The sequence below is a fragment of the Pantoea sp. Z09 genome, assembly GCF_022394795.1.
GTDB lineage: Bacteria > Pseudomonadota > Gammaproteobacteria > Enterobacterales > Enterobacteriaceae > Pantoea > Pantoea latae.
On sequence record NZ_CP092373.1, the window covers coordinates 2,713,046 to 2,733,158 of the forward strand.

Genomic DNA, 20,113 nt, shown 5'->3' on the forward strand with positions numbered 1-20,113 from the left:
AGAGAGAAGCGCCGCTGGCAGGGGTTATATAGCCGCCTGGCACAATCTCCTGGATGTTTTTGGAAACGACTGAATTGATGCAGCGCAATTTAAACCGGTTGGCTTAGGCTTTGCCAGCGGTAAAGTTTGTTAAATGTCGAAGTTTATTGATCTGAATTAACGCTTTTATTCGCCAGATATGTAGCCTAAAGAATATTGTTAATTAGTTGTCAAAGTCAGTTTGCTTAATTAAGAAAACAGTTACCTCCCCCTTATATTCTTTAACCTTCATAAGCAAAAGAGAGCATAAAAATAGCGGCGCCTCACGCCGCTTTTTGCTTTGTGACAGGCAAAAAAAAGCCACCTCGAAAGGTGGCTGATGGCGTGTGAAACGCGCTTATTTAGCTGGCAGCACCGCTTTTACCGCGTCGCCGATATCCGCCAGGCTGCGAACGGTTTTCACGCCGGCCGCTTCCAGCGCCGCGAACTTCTCGTCCGCCGTGCCTTTGCCGCCTGCGATGATGGCGCCTGCGTGGCCCATACGCTTGCCTTTCGGCGCGGTAACGCCCGCGATATAGCCGACAACCGGTTTGGTGACGTGCTCTTTAATGAACGCCGCCGCCTCTTCTTCCGCGCTGCCGCCGATTTCGCCGATCATCACGATCGCTTCGGTCTGCGGGTCATCCTGGAACATTTTCAGGATGTCGATGAAGTTGGAGCCTGGGATCGGGTCGCCGCCGATGCCGACGCAGGTGGACTGGCCGTAGCCGATGTCCGTGGTCTGCTTCACCGCTTCATAGGTCAGGGTGCCGGAACGCGACACGATGCCGACGCGGCCTGGCTGGTGAATGTGGCCCGGCATGATGCCGATTTTGCATTCGCCTGGGGTGATCACGCCCGGACAGTTCGGTCCGATCATGCGCACGCCCGCTTCGTCCAGCTTCACCTTGATGGTCAGCATATCCAGCGTCGGGATGCCTTCGGTGATGGTGATGATCAGCTTGATGCCCGCGTCGATCGCTTCCAGGATGCCGTCTTTGCAGAACGGCGCCGGAACGTAGATCACGGTCGCCGTTGCGCCGGTCGCTTCTACCGCTTCGCGCACGGTGTTGAACACCGGCAGGCCCAGGTGCGTGGTGCCGCCTTTGCCCGGCGTCACGCCGCCGACCAGCTGGGTGCCGTATGCCAGCGCCTGCTCAGAGTGGAAAGTACCCTGACCGCCAGTGAAACCCTGGCAAATCACTTTAGTGTTTTTGTCGATCAGAATTGACATTATTTCCCCTCCGCAGCCGCAACAACGCGCTGTGCCGCGTCGGTCAGGCTGGTTGCTGCAATGATATTCAGTCCGCTGTCCGCCAGTTTCTGTGCGCCCAGCTCAGCGTTGTTTCCTTCCAGACGCACCACCACCGGCACGTTGACGCCCACTTCAGCCACCGCGCCGATGATGCCGTCGGCAATCAGGTCGCAGCGCACGATGCCGCCGAAGATGTTGACGAATACCGCTTTCACCGCGTCGTCGGAGAGGATGATTTTAAAGGCTTCGGTCACGCGCTCTTTGGTGGCGCCGCCGCCGACGTCGAGGAAGTTAGCCGGCTGGCCGCCGTGGTGCTTAACGATGTCCATGGTGCCCATCGCCAGGCCTGCGCCGTTAACCATACAGCCGATGTTGCCTTCCAGCGCCACGTAGTTCAGTTCCCACTGTGTCGCGTGCGCTTCGCGCGGGTCTTCCTGGCTCGGATCGCGCATTTCGCGCAGCTCCGGCTGACGGAACAGCGCGTTACCGTCCACGCCCAGCTTGCCGTCGAGGCAGACCAGATCGCCCTGTTTGGTGATCACCAGCGGGTTGATCTCAACCAGCGCCAGGTCGCGCTCCAGGAACAGCGTCGCCAGGCCCATAAAGATTTTGGTGAACTGGCTGACCTGTTTGCCGGTCAGGCCGAGTTTAAACGCCAGCTCGCGGCCCTGGTAAGGCTGCGGGCCGGTCAGCGGATCGAGCGCCATTTTGTGGATCAGGTGCGGGGTCTCTTCCGCCACTTTCTCAATCTCAACGCCGCCTTCGGTCGAGGCCATAAAGACCACGCGACGGGTTGCGCGATCGACGACCGCGCCCAGATAGAGTTCCTGATCGATATCGGTCGCCGCTTCCACCAGGATCTGGTTGACCGGCTGGCCGTCGGCGTCAGTTTGATAGGTCACCAGACGTTTGCCCAGCCAGTGCTCAGCGAAAGCGCGGATCTCTTCCTTGCTGTTCACCACTTTCACGCCGCCCGCTTTACCGCGTCCACCGGCATGAACCTGACATTTCACTACCCACGGACCGGCGCCAATTTTAGAGGCCGCTTCTTCCGCTTCGCGTGGCGTCGTGCAGGCGTAGCCGGTCGGAGCCGGCATACCATACCGTGCAAACAGCTGTTTCGCCTGGTATTCGTGTAAGTTCATGATGTTCTATCCATTCAGGTCTGAAAAGAGTAATTAGGTTGGGCGCGCCTTGCGCGGCGCGCCCGGTGAAAATCAGACGTCCAGCAGCAGACGCGCCGGATCTTCCAGCAGCTCTTTCACCGCCACCAGATAGCTGACCGATTCGCGGCCGTCGATCAGGCGGTGATCGTAGGAGAGCGCCAGATACATCATCGGCAGCACCACCACCTGACCATTTACCGCCATCGGACGATCCTTGATGGCGTGCATGCCCAGGATAGCGCTCTGCGGCGGGTTGATGATCGGCGTCGACATCAGCGAGCCGAAGACGCCGCCGTTGGTGATGGTGAAGTTGCCGCCGGTCAGCTCGTCGACCGTCAGCTTGCCGTCGCGGCCTTTCACCGCCAGCTCTTTGATTTTCTTCTCGATGTCCGCCATGCTCAGCGCGTCAACATCTTTCAGCACCGGGGTCACCAGGCCGCGCGGCGTGGAGACGGCGATGCTGACGTCGAAGTAGTTGTGGTAAACCACATCTTCGCCGTCGATAGAGGCGTTCACTTCCGGGAAACGCTTCAGCGCTTCAACCACCGCTTTCAGGTAGAAAGACATAAAGCCCAGACGCACGCCGTGACGCTTCTCAAATGAGTCGCCGTACTGCTTGCGCAGATCCATGATCGGCTTCATGTTCACTTCGTTGAAGGTGGTCAGCATCGCGGTGCTGTTCTTCGCTTCCAGCAGACGCTCCGCCACGCGCTTGCGCAGACGGGTCATCGGCACGCGTTTTTCGCTGCGGTTAGCGACGGCCTGCTGCGGCGCCGCTTCAGCGGCGGCCGGCGCGGCTTTCGCGGCGGCAGGTTTGTTCGCCAGATGTTTTTCCACATCTTCGCGCGTGATACGGCCGCCGACGCCGCTGCCTTTAATCTGCGACGCGTCCAGATCGTGCTCGGCAATCAGGCGACGGATGGCCGGGCTCAGCGCATCGTTGCTCTCTTCTTCCAGCGAGGCGGTCTGGCGCTGCGCCGGGGTCGACTCTTTGCTGTCTGCTTTGGCGCTGGTCTCTTTGCCGGCGCTGTTGCCCTCTTTCAGGCGGCCCAGAATCTGGCGCGAGGTGACGGTCGCGCCTTCATCTTCCAGCACGGCTTCCAGCACGCCGTCAGCCTGGGCTGGCACTTCCAGCACCACTTTGTCGGTTTCGATCTCTACCAGCACTTCGTCGCGGCTTACCGCATCGCCTGGTTTTTTGTGCCAGGTTGCCACGGTGGCATCGGCAACGGATTCAGGCAGGTCGGGAACGAGAATATCTACGCTACTCATTATCTTTCCTTTTAAATTAACCAAGGTTCAGCGCGTCATTAACCAGGTCTTGCTGCTGTTGTTGATGTACGGACATATAGCCCACAGCCGGTGAAGCGGAAGCCGGACGGCCCGCATAGCGCAGCGAGGCGCCAAACGGAACCACTTCGCGGAAGTGATGCTGGCTACAATACCATGCGCCCTGATTCAGCGGCTCTTCCTGACACCAGACGAAATCCTGCACATGGGCATAATCTTTTAACGCGTCCTGCACCGCTTTGTGCGGGAACGGATAGAGCTGTTCGATGCGCACGATGGCGACATCGGTCTGCTCGTTTTTGCGGCGCTGTTCCAGCAGGTCGTAGTAAACCTTGCCGGAGCAGAGCACCACGCGTTTCACCTGCTGCGCATCGAGCGCGTCGACTTCGCCGATTGCCGGCTGGAAGCTGCCGTTGGCCAGCTCGTCCAGCGAGGAGATCGCCAGCGGATGACGCAGCAGCGACTTCGGCGACATGACGATCAGCGGACGACGCATCCCGCGCAGCGCCTGACGACGCAGCATGTGGTAAACCTGCGCCGGCGTGGAAGGCACGCACACCTGCATATTCTGCTCGGCGCAGAGCTGCAGATAGCGCTCCAGACGCGCCGAAGAGTGTTCCGGGCCCTGGCCTTCGTAGCCGTGCGGCAGCAGCATCACCAGGCCACACATGCGGCCCCATTTCTGCTCGCCGGAGCTGATGAACTGGTCGATCACCACCTGCGCGCCGTTGGCGAAGTCGCCAAACTGCGCTTCCCAGATGGTCAGGGTGCGCGGCTCGGCGGTGGCGTAGCCATATTCGAACGCCAGCACCGCCTCTTCCGACAGCACGGAGTCCCACACCTTGAACTGACCCTGACCGTTGTGAATATGGTGCAGCGGCGTGTAGGTCGAGCCGTTGGCCTGGTTATGGATCACCGCATGACGATGGAAGAAGGTGCCGCGGCCGGAGTCTTCGCCAGAGAGACGCACCGGAATGCCCTCATCCACCAGCGTGGCGTAGGCCAGGTTTTCCGCGCCGCCCCAGTCGAACGGCTTGTTGCCTTCGGCCATCTCTTTGCGGTCGTTGTAGATTTTCGCCACGCGCGCCTGAACCTCGACCGCTTCCGGGATCTGGCTGATACGGCGCGCCAGCTCCTGCAGACGTTTCGGCTCGACGGTCGCCGGGTAGCTCTCATCCCACTCATGGTTGAGGTAAGGCGACCAGGTAAAGGAGTGCAGGCTCATCGGACGCCACTCTGGCACCACGCATTCGCCCGCGTCCAGCGCGTCGCGATAGAGGTTGACCATTTCAGTGGCGTCTTCCGCGCCGGCGGAGCCTTCTGCCGCCAGACGATCGGCATAGAGCTTACGCGGCGTCGGATGTTTTTTAATTTTCTGGTACATCAGCGGCTGGGTCGCGCTCGGCTCGTCGGCTTCGTTGTGGCCGTGACGACGGTAGCAAACCAGGTCGATAAAGACGTCGCGCTTGAAGGTGTTGCGGTAGTCGAGCGCCAGGCGCGTGACAAAGGCCACCGCTTCCGGATCGTCCGCGTTGACGTGGAAAATCGGCGCCAGCACCATTTTGCCGATATCGGTGCAGTATGGCGTAGAGCGCGCGTCACGCGGGTTAGAGGTGGTGAAGCCCACCTGGTTGTTGATCACGATGCGCACCGTGCCGCCAACTTCGTAGCCGCGCGCCTGCGACATGTTCAGGGTTTCCTGCACCACGCCCTGGCCGATAACCGCGGCGTCGCCGTGGATGGTGATCGGCAGAACCTGGTTGCTGCCCGGCGAATCGAGGCGATCGAGACGCGCGCGCACCGAGCCCATCACCACCGGGCTGACGATCTCCAGATGCGACGGGTTGAACGCCAGCGCCAGGTGCACCAGGCCACCTTCGGTTTCGACGTCAGACGAGAAGCCCATGTGGTACTTCACGTCGCCGGTGCCGAGGTGATCTTTATGCTTGCCGGCGAACTCGTCGAAGAGATCCTGCGGCTTTTTGCCCAGCACGTTGATCAGCACGTTCAAGCGACCGCGGTGCGCCATACCCAGCACCACTTCGCGCGTGCCGCTCTTGCCGGCGTGACGGATCATTTCGCGCAGCATCGGGATCAGCGCGTCGCCGCCCTCGAGCGAGAAGCGTTTCGCGCCGGGGAATTTCGCGCCGAGGTATTTTTCCAGCCCCTCTGCCGCGGTCAGCTCTTTCAGGAAACCTTTTTTCTCTTCGCTGCTGAACGCTGCGCGGCCCGCCACCGATTCCAGACGCTGCTGGATCCAGCGCTTCTCTTCGGTGTTGTTGATGTGCATGTACTCTGCACCAATGGAGCCGCAATAGGTCTGCTGCAGCGCGTCATAGAGGTCAGCCAGCTTCATGGTCTCTTTGCCGATGGCGAAAGAGCCTACGTTAAAGCTTTCCTGAAAATCGGCGTCGGTCAGATCGTGAAAGGCGGGGTCGAGGTCGGCGACGCGATCCTGCTTCCACAGGCCAAGCGGGTCGAGATTCGCATGCTGATGGCCGCGGAAACGAAAGGCGTTAATCAGCTGCAGGACTTTAACCTGCTTAGAATTGGCGGCCGGATCGGAGACGGTGGAGGTGTAACGAGATGCATCTTTTGCCAGGCGACGGAAGTATTCGCGCGTGGTGGAGTGAAACTGTTCCGGTTTCACGCCGGTGCCCGGCAGCTGTTGGAACATCGTGCGCCACACTGCATCGACAGAGTCCGGATCGGTCAGGAACTCCTCATAGAGTTGCTCTATGTAAGACTGGTTCGCGCCGGCCAGCCAGGAGGAGTCCAGCCAGGGCTTCATCGCGCTGTTCTGCATTGTGATCCCTTAAGCATTACTATGCTTTTTTGAGGTTTCATTTGTTGCCGCTTTCGCGGTTTGCCGTAGTGAGTTCAGCGATACGAGCCTGTGCGCTCACACGCGCCCTGCCCGTAAGGGAACCTTGCTAAGCGTGGCGCTGCCGCGCTTAGCAAGGCTTCCGTAAAACGCCGGGAACCTGAGGTTCCCGGACGGATACTGTTTTACGCGCCCCGTTGCAGTAGCATCGACTTGATGTGGCCGATGGCGCGCGTCGGGTTGAGTCCTTTCGGACAGACGCTCACACAGTTCATGATGCTGTGACAGCGGAAAACGCTGAAAGCGTCGCTCAGGTTGTCGAGACGCGCCTCAGTTTCGGTGTCGCGGCTGTCGATCAGGAAGCGATAGGCGGCCAGCAGACCCGCCGGACCGACGAACTTGTCCGGGTTCCACCAGAAAGACGGGCACGAGGTGGAGCAGCAGGCGCAGAGAATGCACTCATACAGACCATCCAGATGCTCGCGCTCGGCAGGCGACTGCAGATGCTCGCGCGCCGGCGGATTCTCTCCGTTATTCAACAGGTAAGGCTTAATCTTCTCATACTGCGCGTAGAATTGCCCCATATCCACGACCAGGTCGCGCACCACCGGCAGGCCCGGCAGCGGACGGATAACGATCTTCTTCGTGCCGTTGCCCAGCGCGGAGACCGGCGTGATACACGCCAGACCGTTTTTGCCGTTCATATTGAGGCCGTCGGAGCCGCACACGCCTTCACGGCAGGAGCGACGAAACGCCAGCGTCGGATCTTTCTCTTTCAGACGGATGAGCGCGTCCAGCAGCATCATGTCGCGGCCGTCTTCAGATTCCAGCGTGTAATCCTGCATGCGCGGCGCGGCGTCGACGTCAGGATTGTAGCGATAAATAGAAAACTCGAGTCTCATGATCGTCTCCGCAATTAGTAGGTACGCACTTTCGGCGGGAAGGCCGCGCGCAGTTTCGGCTGCATGTTCACCTCACGGCGCGTCATGCTCTCGGTTTCGGGGACGTAGAGACTGTGGCACAACCAGTTTTCATCATCGCGATCCGGGAAGTCGAATCGACTGTGCGCGCCGCGGCTTTCGGTGCGGAAGTTAGCCGCGACCGCCGTGGCGTAAGCCGTTTCCATCAGGTTATCCAGCTCCAGGCACTCAATACGCTGGGTATTGAAGTCCGGTGAACGGTCATCCAGACGGGCTGATTTCAGACGCTCACGAATCTGTTTCAGCTCGGCCAGACCCTGCTTCATCGCATCGCCTTCGCGGAATACTGAGAAGTTGTTCTGCATGCAGCGCTGCAGCGCTTTACGAATTTCGACCGGGTCTTCGCCGGTGGTGTTGTTTTCCCAGCGGTTGAAGCGCGCCATGGCGGCGTCGATCTCTTCCAGCGTGGCGTCGCGCAGCGGGCCCTGCTGTTCGATGCACTCCATCAGATGCACGCCGGCCGCGCGGCCGAACACCACCAGGTCGAGCAGCGAGTTGCCGCCGAGACGGTTGGCGCCGTGCACCGATACACAGGCGATTTCGCCGACGGCGAACAGGCCAGGGATCACTTCATCTTCGCCCTGCGCGTTAACGCGCAGCGCCTGACCGGTCACTTTGGTCGGAATGCCGCCCATCATGTAGTGGCAGGTCGGGATAACCGGAATCGGCTCTTTAACCGGATCGGCGTGCGCAAAGGTGCGCGACAGCTCAAGGATGCCCGGCAGGCGCGACTCCAGCACCTCCGCGCCAAGGTGGTCGAGCTTCAGCTTGATGTGCGGGCCCCACGGGCCGTCGCAGCCGCGGCCTTCGCGAATTTCGATCATCATCGAGCGCGCCACGACGTCACGGCCCGCCAGATCTTTGGCATTCGGCGCGTAACGCTCCATAAAGCGCTCGCCATGTTTGTTCAGCAGGTAGCCGCCTTCGCCGCGGCAGCCTTCGGTCACCAGCACGCCCGCGCCGGCAATGCCGGTTGGGTGGAACTGCCACATCTCCATGTCCTGCACCGGCACGCCTGCGCGCAGCGCCATGCCGACGCCGTCACCGGTGTTGATGTGCGCGTTGGTGGTGGACTGGTAGATACGACCTGCGCCGCCGGTGGCCAGAATAGTCGCTTTGGCTTTGAAGTAGACGGTTTCGCCGGTTTCAATGCAGATAGCGGTGCAGCCGACGATGGCGCCGTCCTGGTTTTTCACCAGATCGAGCGCGTACCATTCGGAGAAGATGGTGGTTTTGTTCTTCAGGTTCTGCTGATAGAGCGTGTGCAGCAGCGCGTGGCCGGTACGGTCCGCCGCCGCCGCGGTGCGTGCCGCCTGCTCGCCGCCGAAGTTTTTCGACTGGCCGCCGAACGGGCGCTGATAGACGCGGCCATCCTCCAGACGGGAGAACGGCAGACCCATATGCTCCAGCTCCAGAATCGCTTCCGGGCCGGTTTTACACATATATTCGATCGCGTCCTGGTCGCCGATATAGTCGGAACCTTTGACGGTGTCGTACATGTGCCATTCCCAGTTGTCTTCATGGGTGTTGCCGAGCGCGACGGTGATACCGCCCTGCGCGGACACGGTGTGGGAACGGGTCGGAAACACTTTTGATAGCAGGGCGCAGGTCTGGCCCGACTGGGAGATTTGCAGTGCGGCGCGCATACCTGCGCCGCCTGCGCCGATCACCACGGCATCAAATTCTCTGACTGGCAAATTCATTTACACACCCCACACCACAACAGTTCCATAGATTGCATACGACAGCAGCGCGACCACGATCGCCATCTGCAGGATCAGGCGGACGGCCAGATGCTTGACGTAATCGGTCAGCACCTGCCACATTCCAATCCAGCCGTGGATCAGAATCGAGAACAGCGTTAGCAGGGTGAAGACTTTGGTGAACGACGAGGCGAAGAAGCCGCGCCAGACATCATAGGTCAGCGTATCGGTCAGGGCGATGAAGCCGACGATGTAAAGGATATAGAGCGTGATGAGGATTGCCGACGCACGCAGCAGCAGCCAGTCCTGAATGCCGCTACGGCCCAACGCGGATGCATTGCTTACCATACGAGAACTCCAGCCAAGATTGAAAGCACGACAGTAATGCCAAAGGAGACCCAGGCGGATTGACGGCCGATGGCCAGCGTCTCAGCAAGGTATCCAAAATCCATCAGCATATGACGGATGCCGCCCACGGTGTGGAATGCCAGCGCCGTGAGAATGCCCCACAGAATAAACTTCACGAAGAAGCTATCCATTATGGCGGCAGCGTGCTGAAAACCTTCCGGGGAAGAGAGAGATGTGCCCAGCAACCAGAGCAGGATACCGAGAGCCACAAAGGTAATGACGCCGGAAACGCGGTGGAGAATGGACGATATTGCAGTAACGGGAAACCGGATCGTCGAGAGATCCAAGTTGACAGGTCTTTGTTTTTTCACGGTTTTGCCCACACAGCTCTTTTTTATTTTGCTTCCTCCGGTCCCTGAGGCGGAGTCGAATCACAGGTGTGTTCAGACTTTAACCGTCACCAAATCAGCAACATCCAGTGTTAATTGACGCGGTAGAAACGCTGGGTGGCTCCTGGTGTCAGGGGGTTTCCGGAGACCTGGCGGCAGTATAGGGCGATCACATTCTTATTACAATTACCCTACAATCTCTTTGGGTACATTTGGGTGAAACAGTGATCCGACTCACGAATTTCACATTTAATACAAATTTAATTATCTGATTTGACAAAAGTTCAACAATTCAGTTACAAACTAGGGCATCAAACCCCAGTGATGCACAAAAGTTATGGGGATACACTTTCCCCTAAGCACAAGTTATGTAACATTCAGGTTATGAGCACCCTAAAACAACAGGTTGTTGATTACCAGGAAGTTATGTCCAGACCGGATCTTTAACAACCGCGATATGCAGATTTTCATGACTGCCTCGTTCCCTGCTGGGACACGCCTCTCACTCTGTACCCTGCACCCGCGTTGTTACCGCAGAGTGTTATTGTGAAGTTAATGGCGACCGCAACATGACCGCTTTTCAGGTGTCTAAGATCCATACTTACATAAGGCGCTATGGAGACGAAAATGACAGATAAAAAAGTGACGCTAACCCTACAAGATGACACGGCTCTTGAGCTGGATGTGCTGAAAGGCACGCTTGGGCAGGATGTGGTTGATGTCCGCGCCCTGGGCTCCAGTGGCCTTTTCACCTTCGATCCGGGTTTCACCTCTACAGCGTCCTGCGAATCCAAAATCACCTTTATCGACGGCGATGAAGGCATTCTGCTGCATCGCGGTTTTCCTATCGACCAGTTAGCGACCCACTCTAACTATCTGGAAGTGTGCTATATCCTGCTGAACGGCGAAGCGCCAACGCAGCAGCAGTTTGAAGAATTCCGCGAGACAGTGACCCGCCACACCATGATCCACGAGCAGATTACCCGTCTGTTCCACGGCTTCCGTCGCGACTCGCACCCGATGGCGGTGATGTGCGGCGTGACCGGCGCGCTGGCGGCGTTCTACCACGATTCGCTGGATGTGAATAATGAGCGTCACCGTGAAATCGCCGCGTTCCGTCTGCTGTCGAAGATGCCGACCATGGCGGCGATGTGTTACAAATATTCTATCGGCCAGCCTTTCGTTTATCCGCGCAACGATCTCTCTTACGCCGGCAATTTCCTGCATATGATGTTCGCCACCCCGTGCGAAGAGTATAAGGTGAACCCGGTGCTGGAGCGCGCAATGGACCGTATTCTGATCCTGCACGCCGACCATGAGCAGAACGCCTCGACCTCTACCGTGCGCACCGCGGGCTCGTCCGGCGCTAACCCGTTCGCCTGTATCGCCGCGGGCATCGCCTCGCTGTGGGGACCGGCGCACGGTGGCGCCAACGAAGCGACCCTGCGTATGCTGGAAGAGATCAGCACCGTTGAGCATATTCCGGAATTTGTGCGTCGCGCGAAAGACAAAAACGACTCTTTCCGCCTGATGGGCTTTGGTCACCGCGTCTACAAGAACTACGACCCGCGCGCCACCGTGATGCGTGAGACCTGCCATGAAGTGCTGAACGAGCTGGGCATGAAGGATGACCTGCTGGAAGTGGCGATGGAGCTGGAGCACATTGCGCTGAATGACCCCTACTTTATCGAGCGCAAACTCTACCCGAACGTCGATTTCTACTCCGGCATTATTCTGAAAGCGATGGGGATTCCGTCCTCAATGTTCACCGTGATTTTCGCCATGGCGCGCACCGTCGGCTGGATCGCTCACTGGAAAGAGATGCATGACGAAGGCATGAAAATTGCGCGTCCGCGTCAGCTTTATACCGGCTATACCGAGCGTGAGTTTACGTCTGCGCTGAAGAAATAATTCAGGCCCTGGACGATAAAAAAGCGGAGAGAAATCTCCGCTTTTTTTATAGGTTCGGTGATGATTAGGAGCAACAGGTTTCAGTCGCCTGAAAGCCTGGTGCCAGTCGCAGGTAACCGGGTCCGATCGCAAAGACGCAAAAAACGGCATCCTTGCCAGCTCGGCGCGCGCGATTACGCACCTCATCCCTGAGGTGCGCCCGTAAACGGGCCAACGCGTTGCGTTGTTCAAAAACGCTCCCGGCGTTTTTGTCCCTGCCGTGGGACGCTTTGCTCTTCGGGCCCGGTTACCCGCTCATCCTGACAGTTGAGCTGTCTGTGACAGCGGACCGTGCTCTAATTTATCTCAGTGCTGGCAACCCGGACACCAGTAAAACGGCCGCGACGACAGGGTTCCCTTCTGAATAATCTCACCGCAGCGGCGGCACTTTTTGCCCTGCCGGTGAAACACCTCAAAGCGAAACGCCGCGCCGTGATGGTACTTCTTCATGGTGCCGCGCATCCGGTAGGAGTGACGCGGTATCGCCAGCAGCGCCTCGCTAAGCACGTCAAGCTGCGCATCCGTTAAATCCTGCGCGCGATGCTGCGCCAGCAGACCCGCCTGCCAGAGGATCTCCACGCGCAGATAGTTGCCCAGCCCTGCCAGAAACGCCTGATCGAGCAGCAGCCCGCTGAACTGACGGCGGCGAAAGCGTGGCGACAGCAGCCGCTCGCGCACCGTCGCCACGTCAAGCTGCGCGTCGAGCACGTCGGGGCCGACGCGATTGAGAAACGGGTGCGCCGCCAGCGACTCGGCGTTGAGCAGCTCAATATCCGAGGCGCTATAGAGCAGAATGGCGCGATCGGCGACCGCCAGCCGCACGCGCAGTTGGCGTTTGGTTTCCGGCACCGTGCCGCTCTCCACCACGCGCCAGAGGCCGTACAGCTGATTATGGCTGTAGAGCGTCAGGCCGTTGGAAAAGTGCGTCAGCAGCGCTTTGCCGCGCGTCTCGATGGCGTTGACCTGCTCACCCAGCAGCGCAGGCTCGTAGGTTTTTAGTTCGGGAAAGGCAAACCAGACGTCCGTCAACGGCTTGCCGACAATGGCTTCTTCAAGCTGATCCGCCGCGCGGCGGATCTCCGGTCCTTCAGGCATGCTGGTCCTCTTAGTGCGTGGCGCCGCCGGCGACTTTCAGGTCCGTTTCCGTCTCCAGCGAGACGCGAATGGCGATCTCCAGCGCCTGCATTACGCTCTCGCGCGCCATACTGGGCGCGCCGGGATGCTGCGCCGCCTGCTCCGGCAGGTAGGGAATATGCACGAAACCGCCGCGCACGCCATTGCCCTGCGCATGCAGCCGGTGCAGCAGGCCGTACATCACGCGGTTGCAGGTGAAGGTGCCAGCGGTTTGCGACACCGATGCGGGAATGCCCGCTGAACGCAGCGCGGCCACTATCGCCTTGATCGGCAGCGTGGAGAAATAGCCCGCCGGGCCATCCGCCACGATCGGCTCATCCACCGGCTGCTGGCCGGCGTTGTCGGCGATGCGCGCGTCATCGACGTTAATGCCGATGCGCTCGACGGTGATATCGCTGCGCCCGCCCGCCTGGCCGACCGAGAGAATCAAATTGGGCTCGACTTCATCCATGGCGGCATAGAGCACGCCGAGCACGTCGCTAAAAACCACCGGCAGCTGACGCGCCACGATGCGCGCGCCGCCGATCGTTTTGCCTTCGAGCGCGCGCACCGCTTCCCACGAGGGATTGATCGTTTCGCCGCCGAAAGGCTCGAACGCCGTGACTAATACCGTCTTCATACTGACCTCACCGGAACATCAGGAAATAGAGCAGAAACACGTTAACGATTAACAGTAGCACACCGGTCGGCACCTGAGCCTTGATCACCGCGTTGCGATCCGGCAGCTCCAGCAGCGCGGCGGGCACAATGTTGAAGTTGGCCGCCATCGGCGTCATCAGCGTGCCGCAGTAGCCCGAGAACATGCCGATGGCCGCCATCACCGCAGGATCGCCGTGATGCTGCAGCACCAGAATCGGAATGCCGACGCCGGCGGTAATAATCGGGAACGCGGCGAAGGCGTTGCCCATCACCATGGTCAGCAGCGCCATGCCGACGGCGTAGACCGTCACGGCGACAAAGCGGTTGTCCACCGCCAGATAGTTCTCGGTAAGATGCGAAATGGCGCTGCCGACGCCGGCGCTGGTGAACAGCAGGCCGAGCGTGGCAAGAATTTGCGGCAGGATAAAGGCCCAGCCGATGGCATCCAGCAGACGCCGCGTCTCCTGCATCGACTGCACCGGCTTCTCATGCGTAAGCTTCAGGGCGATCAGCCAGCCGAGCAGGCAGCCGATCATCATCGAGAAGAGCGTCACCAGCGTTGCATGGTTGCCTGCACCGAATACCGCTTCCTGCAGGCCGGGAATATGGTTAAAGGCGAGCACGCCGATCACCGTCACCACCGGGATCGCCAGCGCGGGCAGGAAAAGCCGGTTGCCGAGGCGGCGGGCGCTCACCTGCTTCTCCTCGTCGCTGCGCTGATGGTAGCGTCCGAGGCGCACGCCGCCGCAGCCAGCGATCAGCGCCATCGCCACCACCAGCACGCCGACGCCGATGTGCAGATAGCGCGTGCCCAGCTCTGTGGTGCCGAAGAGCGCGCTCATCAGCTGCGTGGTCCAGTCGCCGACCAGAAAAATCAGGCCGTAGAGCGCCCAGAACAGGCCGGTGGTGAAGCGGCGCGGATTATGGCTGTCGCGCCAGGAGAGCACGGCGACCACCAGCAGAATCAGGCCCGCCAGCCACATCAGATACTGTTGTTGAAACATCAGCGGCCTCCTTTAGCGTTCAGCGCGGCGTGATTCAGCGTTTGCAGCTCGCGCGCCAGCCTGCGGTCGAGGCGCACCAGGCGCGCCGAGTGGATCAGAAACGCCGCCACGGCGGTGGGAATACCCCAGACGGCGATATGCAGCGGTTCGGTCTGAATATTGGCCGACTCCAGCATAAAATTATGCATAAAGATAATTGCGCCGAAGGCGACGAAAATATCCTCGCCGAAAAACAGCCCGACGTTGTCCGTCGCCGCCGACATGGCGCGCAGACGATGCCGCACCTCTGGCGACACCTCGCCGTAGCGGTTTTCCGTCGCGCCTTCGGCCATCGGCGCCAGCAGCGGCCGCACCATCTGCGGATGCCCGCCGAGGCTGGTCAGCCCGAGCGCCGCCGTGATTTCACGCACAAAGAGATAGACGATCAGCAGCCGTCCAGCGGTGGCGGTTTTGATCTGCGCGATCCAGGCCTGCGCGCGCTCCTTCAGGCCGTGCCGCTCCAGCAGGCCGATAACCGCCAGCGGCAGCAGCAGGATCAGCGGCAGGTTGCGCGTATTAAGAAAGCCCGCACCCAGTTTTTCCAGAATGTCGCCCAGCGGCATCAGCGCGGCAAAACCGGTGACGAAGCCGGCAACAATCACCACTAAAACCGGATTGAAGCGCAGCAAAAAGCCGATGACGATTGCCGCGATGCCCAGAAGCGGCCAGAGGTTGATCACGTTATCCATGTTGACCCTTATGTTGAAAAGCCCGGCTGCGAGGCCGGGCGAAAAAGAAAAATCAGGCGCTGGTGACAACGATCTGCTCGGCGGCGAAGCGCTCGCGCAGGCGCTGTGCGAACAGCAAGGCGTGCGCGCCGTCGCCGTGCAGGCAGACGGTTTGCGCCGTCACGGCGACCCACTCGCCGCTGATGCTTTCAACTTTTCCCGCTTTAACCATGGTCAGGGTTTGCTGAATGGCGCGATCTTCCTCTTCGATCATCGCGCCCGGCTGGCTGCGCGGCACCAGCGCGCCGCTGCTGAGGTAGCCGCGATCGGCGAACACCTCTTCGCGGGTGCGCAGCCCGTGATGGGCGGCGGCGCGAATCGACTCGCTGCCCGCCAGCCCCACCAGAATAAGCTGCGGGTCGACCGCCTTCACCGCGCGGGCGATGGCGTCCGCCAGCGTGGCGTCGGCGGCGGCCTGGTTATAGAGCATGCCGTGCGGCTTCACGTGCGCCAGCCGCTCGCCTTCGCTTTCCGCCAGGTTTTTCAGCGCGCCGATCTGATAGATCACCTGCGCATAGACCGTTTCCGGCGGCAGCTGCATCGCGGTGCGGCCAAAGTTTTCCCGATCCGGGAAGCTGGGGTGCGCGCCGATCGCCACGCCGAAGGCTTTCGCCCAGCGCACCGACTGCAGCATGGTTTCTGCGTCGCCAGCGTGGAAGCCGCAGGCGATATTGGCCGAGCTGACCAGCTGCAGCAGCGCGCGATCGCTGCCGCTGCCTTCGCCCAGGTCGGCATTAAGATCAATTTTCATCAGCAAGTCCCCACGCCATGTGGTCCAGCGCGCGCTGCTGATGCATGCGGGCCTGCATGGCGACCGGCAGCGAACACGGGATAAAGTGAATTGGCTCGCCCAGACGGATCTGCGCCAGCTGATAAAGATCGGCGTCGATCACGCAGGCGATGCGCGGATAGCCGCCGGTGGTCTGCGCGTCGGCCATCAGCACGATCGGCTGCCCGTTCGGCGGCACCTGCACCACGCCCGGCACCAGCCCGTGCGACAGCAGCTCGCGCGGCGTGTCGCGCTTCAGCTCCGGCCCCTGCAGGCGGTAGCCCATGCGGTTGCTCTGCGGACTCAGCATCCAGGGCGTGCGCCAGAAGGCCATCTGCGCCTCGCGGCTGAACTCATGGTATTCCGGCCCCGGCAGCGCGCGGATGCGGTTGCTCCACAGCAGCTGGCGCACGCCCGCTTTACGGGTGAAGGCGCGCGTCGGCTTGCCGAGCGGCAGCCGGTCGCCATCTTCCAGCTTGCGTCCCTGCCAGCCGCCGAATCCCGCCTTGAGATCGGTACTGACGGAGCCGAGCGCCGGCGCAACGTCGAAGCCGCCGTGGATCGCCAGATAGCTGCGCATGCCGTGCAGCGGCATAGAGAGCGTAAGCACCTGCCCTTTTTTCACCGGCAGGCGCCAGCCGGTCCAGACCGGCTTATCGTCCAGCTCGGCGTCGCAGGTCGCGCCGGTCAGCGCGAACCAGCCGTCGCGCATAAATTCCGCCTTGAACTGGCCCAGCACGATCTCCAGCACCGCGCTGTCGGGATCGTTGCCCACCAGCAGGTTAGCGGTGCGCATCGCCGGCCGATCGAGCACGCCGCCAACGCTGACGCCGAACTGCCGCCAGCCGGTGCGGCCGCTGTCCTGTAAAGTGGTCGCCAGGCCGGCGCGTAATATCCTCAACATACGCCCTCCTTTTGTGGCACGAAACGCACACTGTCGCCGGGACGCAGCAGCGTCGGCGGCTGCTGGCGCGGATCGAACAGCGCGACGGGCGTGTGGCCCAGCAGCTGCCAGCCGCCGGGCGTAGCGAGCGGGTAGATGCCGGTCTGGCTGCCGCCGATGCCGACGGAGCCTGCCGGCACGCTGAGGCGCGGCTCGGCGCGACGCGGCGTGTGGAGGCGGCTGTCGAGCCCGCCAAGATAGGGGAATCCCGGCTGAAAGCCGATGAAGTAAACCACATAGTCGACGCTGCTGTGCAGCTCAACCACCTGCTGCGGCGTCAGGCCAGCGTGTTCGGCCACCACCTGCAGATCCGGTCCCGCCTCTTTGCCATACACCACCGGGATCTCCACCAGGCGCGACGCCATCTCCTGCGCCTCGCTCTCTTCCCACCAGCGCTGCAGTCGCTCAATCGCGTCCAGCGGACTCTGCTGCGGATCGCGCAGCAGCAGCGTAACGTTGTTCATGCCGGGAATGACTTCCGCCACCTGCTCATGCTGCTGCAGGCGCTGCGCCAGCCCCCAGATACGCTGCTGGCTTTGCAGCGATACCGGTGGTTCAAGCTCCAGCACCACCGCCTGTTCGCCAAGCAGATAACATCGTGCTCGTTGCAAATCCCACCTCCCTTTTCCCGCTGCGCTACGCGCGCTGCGGCTGCTGATTATCAGAACAAAGCGAATAGTTATGCGAAAGTGGCAGAAAAGTGTCAACAGATTTGCGCCCGGAAGGGCGCAAAGAGGGAGATCGATCAGGCGGGATTGGGAATATCGATAAAGGTGACGTCGAGGCCGTGCTGCTCGGCCAGCCACTCGCCCAGCGCTTTAATGCCGCCGCGCTCGGTGGCGTGATGGCCGGCGGCGAAGAAGTGAATGCCCTGCTCGCGCGCGCTGTGGATGGTCTGCTCTGAGACTTCGCCGGTGATGTAGGCGTCAACGCCGAACGCGGCCGCGCTGTCGATAAAGCCCTGACCGCCGCCGCTGCACCAGGCGACGCGACGGATCTGCGCCGGGGCGTGGTCGCCGCAGTGCAGCGGCGTGCGTCCCAGGCGCTGTTCAATGCGCTGCGCCAGCGCCTCGCCGCTCAGCGGCGTCGCCAGCTCGCCCCAGAACACCAGCGGCTGCACTTCCCCTTTCACCTCGATATCCAGCAGCTTCGCCAGCTGCGCGTTGTTGCCCAGCTGCGGGTGCGCGTCGAGCGGCAGATGCCAGCCATAGAGGTTGATGTCATTCGCCAGCAGCGCGCGCAGGCGGTTGCGCTTCATGCCTGTGATCACCGCCGGCTCGCTTTTCCAGAAGTAGCCGTGATGCACCAGGATCGCATCGGCGTTGCGCGCCACGGCCTCATCCACCAGCGCCTGGCTGGCGGTGACGCCGGTGATCAGGGTTTTTATCTCGGCGCGTCCCTCAACCTGCAGGCCGTTTGGCGCATAGTCGCTAAAGGCGCTGCTGTTAAGCTGCTGGTTGACGATATTTTCAAGTTCGTAGTGATTCATAACGGCTCCGTGCCGCCTCAGGCTGCGTTTTTCGCGCGCTCAAAGGCGTCTAATGTCTTTTTACGTGCCTGCTTATGTTCCACGATTGGCGCGGGATAATCGAGTTTCTTGTGGTTTTTTTCCGCCCAGCGCTGCGGCTGATGGATGTCGCTGTCTGGCACTTCTTTCAGCTCCGGCAGCCACTGGCGAATAAAAGCGCCCTGCTTGTCGAACCGTTCGCCCTGAATGGTGGGATTGAAAATACGGAAGTACGGCACCGGATCGACGCCGGTCGAGGCCGCCCACTGCCAGCCGCCGTTGTTCGCCGCCAGGTCGCCGTCGATCAGCTTTTGCATAAAGTAGCGCTCGCCTTCGTGCCAGTCGATCAGCAGATCTTTGACAAGAAAGCTGGCGGTGATCATGCGCAGCCGGTTGTGCATCCAGCCCAGCGCGTTCATCTGTCGCATCGCCGCATCCACAATGGGATAGCCGGTTTTACCCGCTTGCCAAGCGGCGAAGTGCGTCTCGTTGCGCTGCCAGTCTACGCGGCGCGTCCAGCCGACAAAGGGCTGATGGCGACAAAGCGCCGGCCAGGCCACCATCAGATGGCGATAAAATTCGCGCCAGATCAGTTCGTTAAGCCAGCTAAACAGCGTGCTCTCCTCCAGCGCGCGCGGATGCTCTTTAAGCACCCGATGCAGGCACTGGCGCGGCGACAGCACGCCGGTGGCGAGATAGACCGACAGGCGGCTGGTGCCGTCAACGGAAGGGGTATCGCGCTGCTGATGGTAGTCGCATATCGGCTGCTGGGCGAAGTGGCGCAGGCGCTGCAGCGCCGCGCTTTCGCCCGGCGGGAAGCGCTCGCGATCATACTCTTCTATCGGGTAGTCAAAGCGCTGTGGCGCGTCGGGCGACTTAAGCGCCCCGCCGCTGCGCGCTTTCGGCGCGGCGACGCACGCCGGCATAGCGAGCTGCAGCCGGCGCACAAAGGCTTTGCTGAACGGGGTGTAGACCTTGTACATCTTGCCGTCGCCGGTCTGTACGCTGCCCGGCGGCAGCAGCAGGCTGTCGTCAAAGCCCTGACAGACTACGCCCGCTTTATCGAGGCGTTTTTCCGCCTCGGCGTCGCGCTGGCGCTCGTTCAGCTCATACTGGTAGTTGTAGAACAATGCGTCGACCTGCTGCTGTTCGCAGAAGGCGCTGAGGATATCCAGCGACGCGGCGAAATCGTCGCACGCCTGCGTCACCAGCTCGATGCCGCGATCGGCCAGCGCCTGCTGCAGTTCCAGCAGGCTGTCATAAATAAAGGCCGCCTGTTTTGGTGCCATGTCGTGCTGGCGCCACTGCCCAGGCGTGGCGATATAGAGCGCAATGACCTTTGCCTCGGCATCGCGGCAGGCGGCATTGAGCGCCAGATTATCGTTGACGCGCAGGTCATTGCGCAGCCAGACCAGGTGCGTGCGCAT

Annotated in this window: 18 protein-coding genes; 1 reads left to right on the forward strand and 17 read right to left on the reverse strand. The window is 60.9% G+C overall.

Translation table 11 applies throughout. The features are described 5' to 3' along the window. Positions 1-376: 376 nt before the first annotated feature. From sucD to sdhC, 8 genes are all read right to left on the reverse strand, one after another. Positions 377-1,252 (reverse strand): succinate--CoA ligase subunit alpha, encoded by an 876-nt coding sequence (gene sucD, locus MC269_RS12985; protein ID WP_033751698.1) that lies wholly within the window; start codon positions 1,250-1,252, stop codon positions 377-379. After that, positions 1,252-2,418, reverse strand: coding sequence for an ADP-forming succinate--CoA ligase subunit beta (sucC, locus tag MC269_RS12990; protein WP_033751700.1), 1,167 nt, complete (start codon positions 2,416-2,418; stop codon positions 1,252-1,254). The genes sucD and sucC overlap by 1 nt, the downstream gene beginning before the upstream one ends. Before the next feature lie 72 nt (positions 2,419-2,490). Further along, positions 2,491-3,711 (reverse strand): 2-oxoglutarate dehydrogenase complex dihydrolipoyllysine-residue succinyltransferase, encoded by a 1,221-nt coding sequence (odhB, locus tag MC269_RS12995; RefSeq protein WP_239952667.1) that lies wholly within the window; start codon positions 3,709-3,711, stop codon positions 2,491-2,493. Between the two features lie 16 nt (positions 3,712-3,727). Further along, positions 3,728-6,535, reverse strand: a complete 2,808-nt coding sequence (gene sucA, locus MC269_RS13000) for a 2-oxoglutarate dehydrogenase E1 component (RefSeq protein WP_239952668.1) — start codon at positions 6,533-6,535, stop codon at positions 3,728-3,730. 203 nt (positions 6,536-6,738) lie between these two features. Further along, entirely contained in the window at positions 6,739-7,455 is a 717-nt protein-coding gene (locus MC269_RS13005) for a succinate dehydrogenase iron-sulfur subunit (RefSeq protein WP_081136277.1), read from the reverse strand. A gap of 14 nt (positions 7,456-7,469) precedes the next feature. Then, positions 7,470-9,236 (reverse strand): succinate dehydrogenase flavoprotein subunit, encoded by a 1,767-nt coding sequence (gene sdhA / locus MC269_RS13010; RefSeq protein ID WP_081136280.1) that lies wholly within the window; start codon positions 9,234-9,236, stop codon positions 7,470-7,472. Continuing rightward, positions 9,237-9,584: a succinate dehydrogenase membrane anchor subunit gene (gene sdhD / locus MC269_RS13015; protein WP_081136283.1), complete on the reverse strand. Its 348-nt coding sequence runs from the start codon at positions 9,582-9,584 to the stop codon at positions 9,237-9,239. Beyond that, positions 9,578-9,967: a succinate dehydrogenase cytochrome b556 subunit gene (gene sdhC / locus MC269_RS13020; RefSeq protein ID WP_081136285.1), complete on the reverse strand. Its 390-nt coding sequence runs from the start codon at positions 9,965-9,967 to the stop codon at positions 9,578-9,580. Before sdhC ends, sdhD begins: the two co-directional genes overlap by 7 nt. A 633-nt stretch (positions 9,968-10,600) precedes the next feature. Here sdhC and MC269_RS13025 point away from each other — a divergent pair. After that, a complete protein-coding gene (locus tag MC269_RS13025) occupies positions 10,601-11,884 on the forward strand; it encodes a citrate synthase (protein WP_239952669.1) in 1,284 nt (427 codons plus the stop codon). 345 nt (positions 11,885-12,229) lie between these two features. Here MC269_RS13025 and nei read toward each other — a convergent pair whose 3' ends face one another. The 9 genes from nei to phrB all read right to left on the reverse strand — a co-directional run bounded on the left by nei (position 12,230) and on the right by phrB (position 20,113). Next, on the reverse strand, positions 12,230-13,018 hold the full coding sequence (gene nei / locus MC269_RS13030; RefSeq protein WP_239952670.1) for an endonuclease VIII: 789 nt from the start codon (positions 13,016-13,018) through the stop codon (positions 12,230-12,232). Between the two features lie 10 nt (positions 13,019-13,028). After that, positions 13,029-13,676, reverse strand: coding sequence for a pyroglutamyl-peptidase I (gene pcp, locus MC269_RS13035; RefSeq protein WP_239952671.1), 648 nt, complete (start codon positions 13,674-13,676; stop codon positions 13,029-13,031). Positions 13,677-13,683: 7 nt separating this feature from the next. Beyond that, positions 13,684-14,700, reverse strand: coding sequence for a DUF979 domain-containing protein (locus MC269_RS13040; protein WP_081136297.1), 1,017 nt, complete (start codon positions 14,698-14,700; stop codon positions 13,684-13,686). Beyond that, the gene (locus tag MC269_RS13045; RefSeq protein WP_239952672.1) at positions 14,700-15,428 is read right to left on the reverse strand and encodes a DUF969 domain-containing protein; all 729 of its coding nucleotides are present in this window, start codon (positions 15,426-15,428) and stop codon (positions 14,700-14,702) included. Before MC269_RS13045 ends, MC269_RS13040 begins: the two co-directional genes overlap by 1 nt. Before the next feature lie 52 nt (positions 15,429-15,480). Further along, the gene (pxpA, locus tag MC269_RS13050; protein ID WP_239952673.1) at positions 15,481-16,218 is read right to left on the reverse strand and encodes a 5-oxoprolinase subunit PxpA; all 738 of its coding nucleotides are present in this window, start codon (positions 16,216-16,218) and stop codon (positions 15,481-15,483) included. After that, complete coding sequence (pxpC, locus tag MC269_RS13055) at positions 16,208-17,140, reverse strand: 5-oxoprolinase subunit PxpC (protein WP_239952674.1); 933 nt, start codon at positions 17,138-17,140, stop codon at positions 16,208-16,210. The genes pxpA and pxpC overlap by 11 nt, the downstream gene beginning before the upstream one ends. Further along, positions 17,134-17,790, reverse strand: a complete 657-nt coding sequence (gene pxpB / locus MC269_RS13060) for a 5-oxoprolinase subunit PxpB (RefSeq protein WP_239952675.1) — start codon at positions 17,788-17,790, stop codon at positions 17,134-17,136. Before pxpB ends, pxpC begins: the two co-directional genes overlap by 7 nt. 134 nt (positions 17,791-17,924) lie before the next feature. Then, complete coding sequence (locus MC269_RS13065; RefSeq protein WP_239952676.1) at positions 17,925-18,668, reverse strand: type 2 GTP cyclohydrolase I; 744 nt, start codon at positions 18,666-18,668, stop codon at positions 17,925-17,927. Positions 18,669-18,685: 17 nt separating this feature from the next. Next, positions 18,686-20,113, reverse strand: coding sequence for a deoxyribodipyrimidine photo-lyase (gene phrB / locus MC269_RS13070; RefSeq protein ID WP_239952677.1), 1,428 nt, complete (start codon positions 20,111-20,113; stop codon positions 18,686-18,688).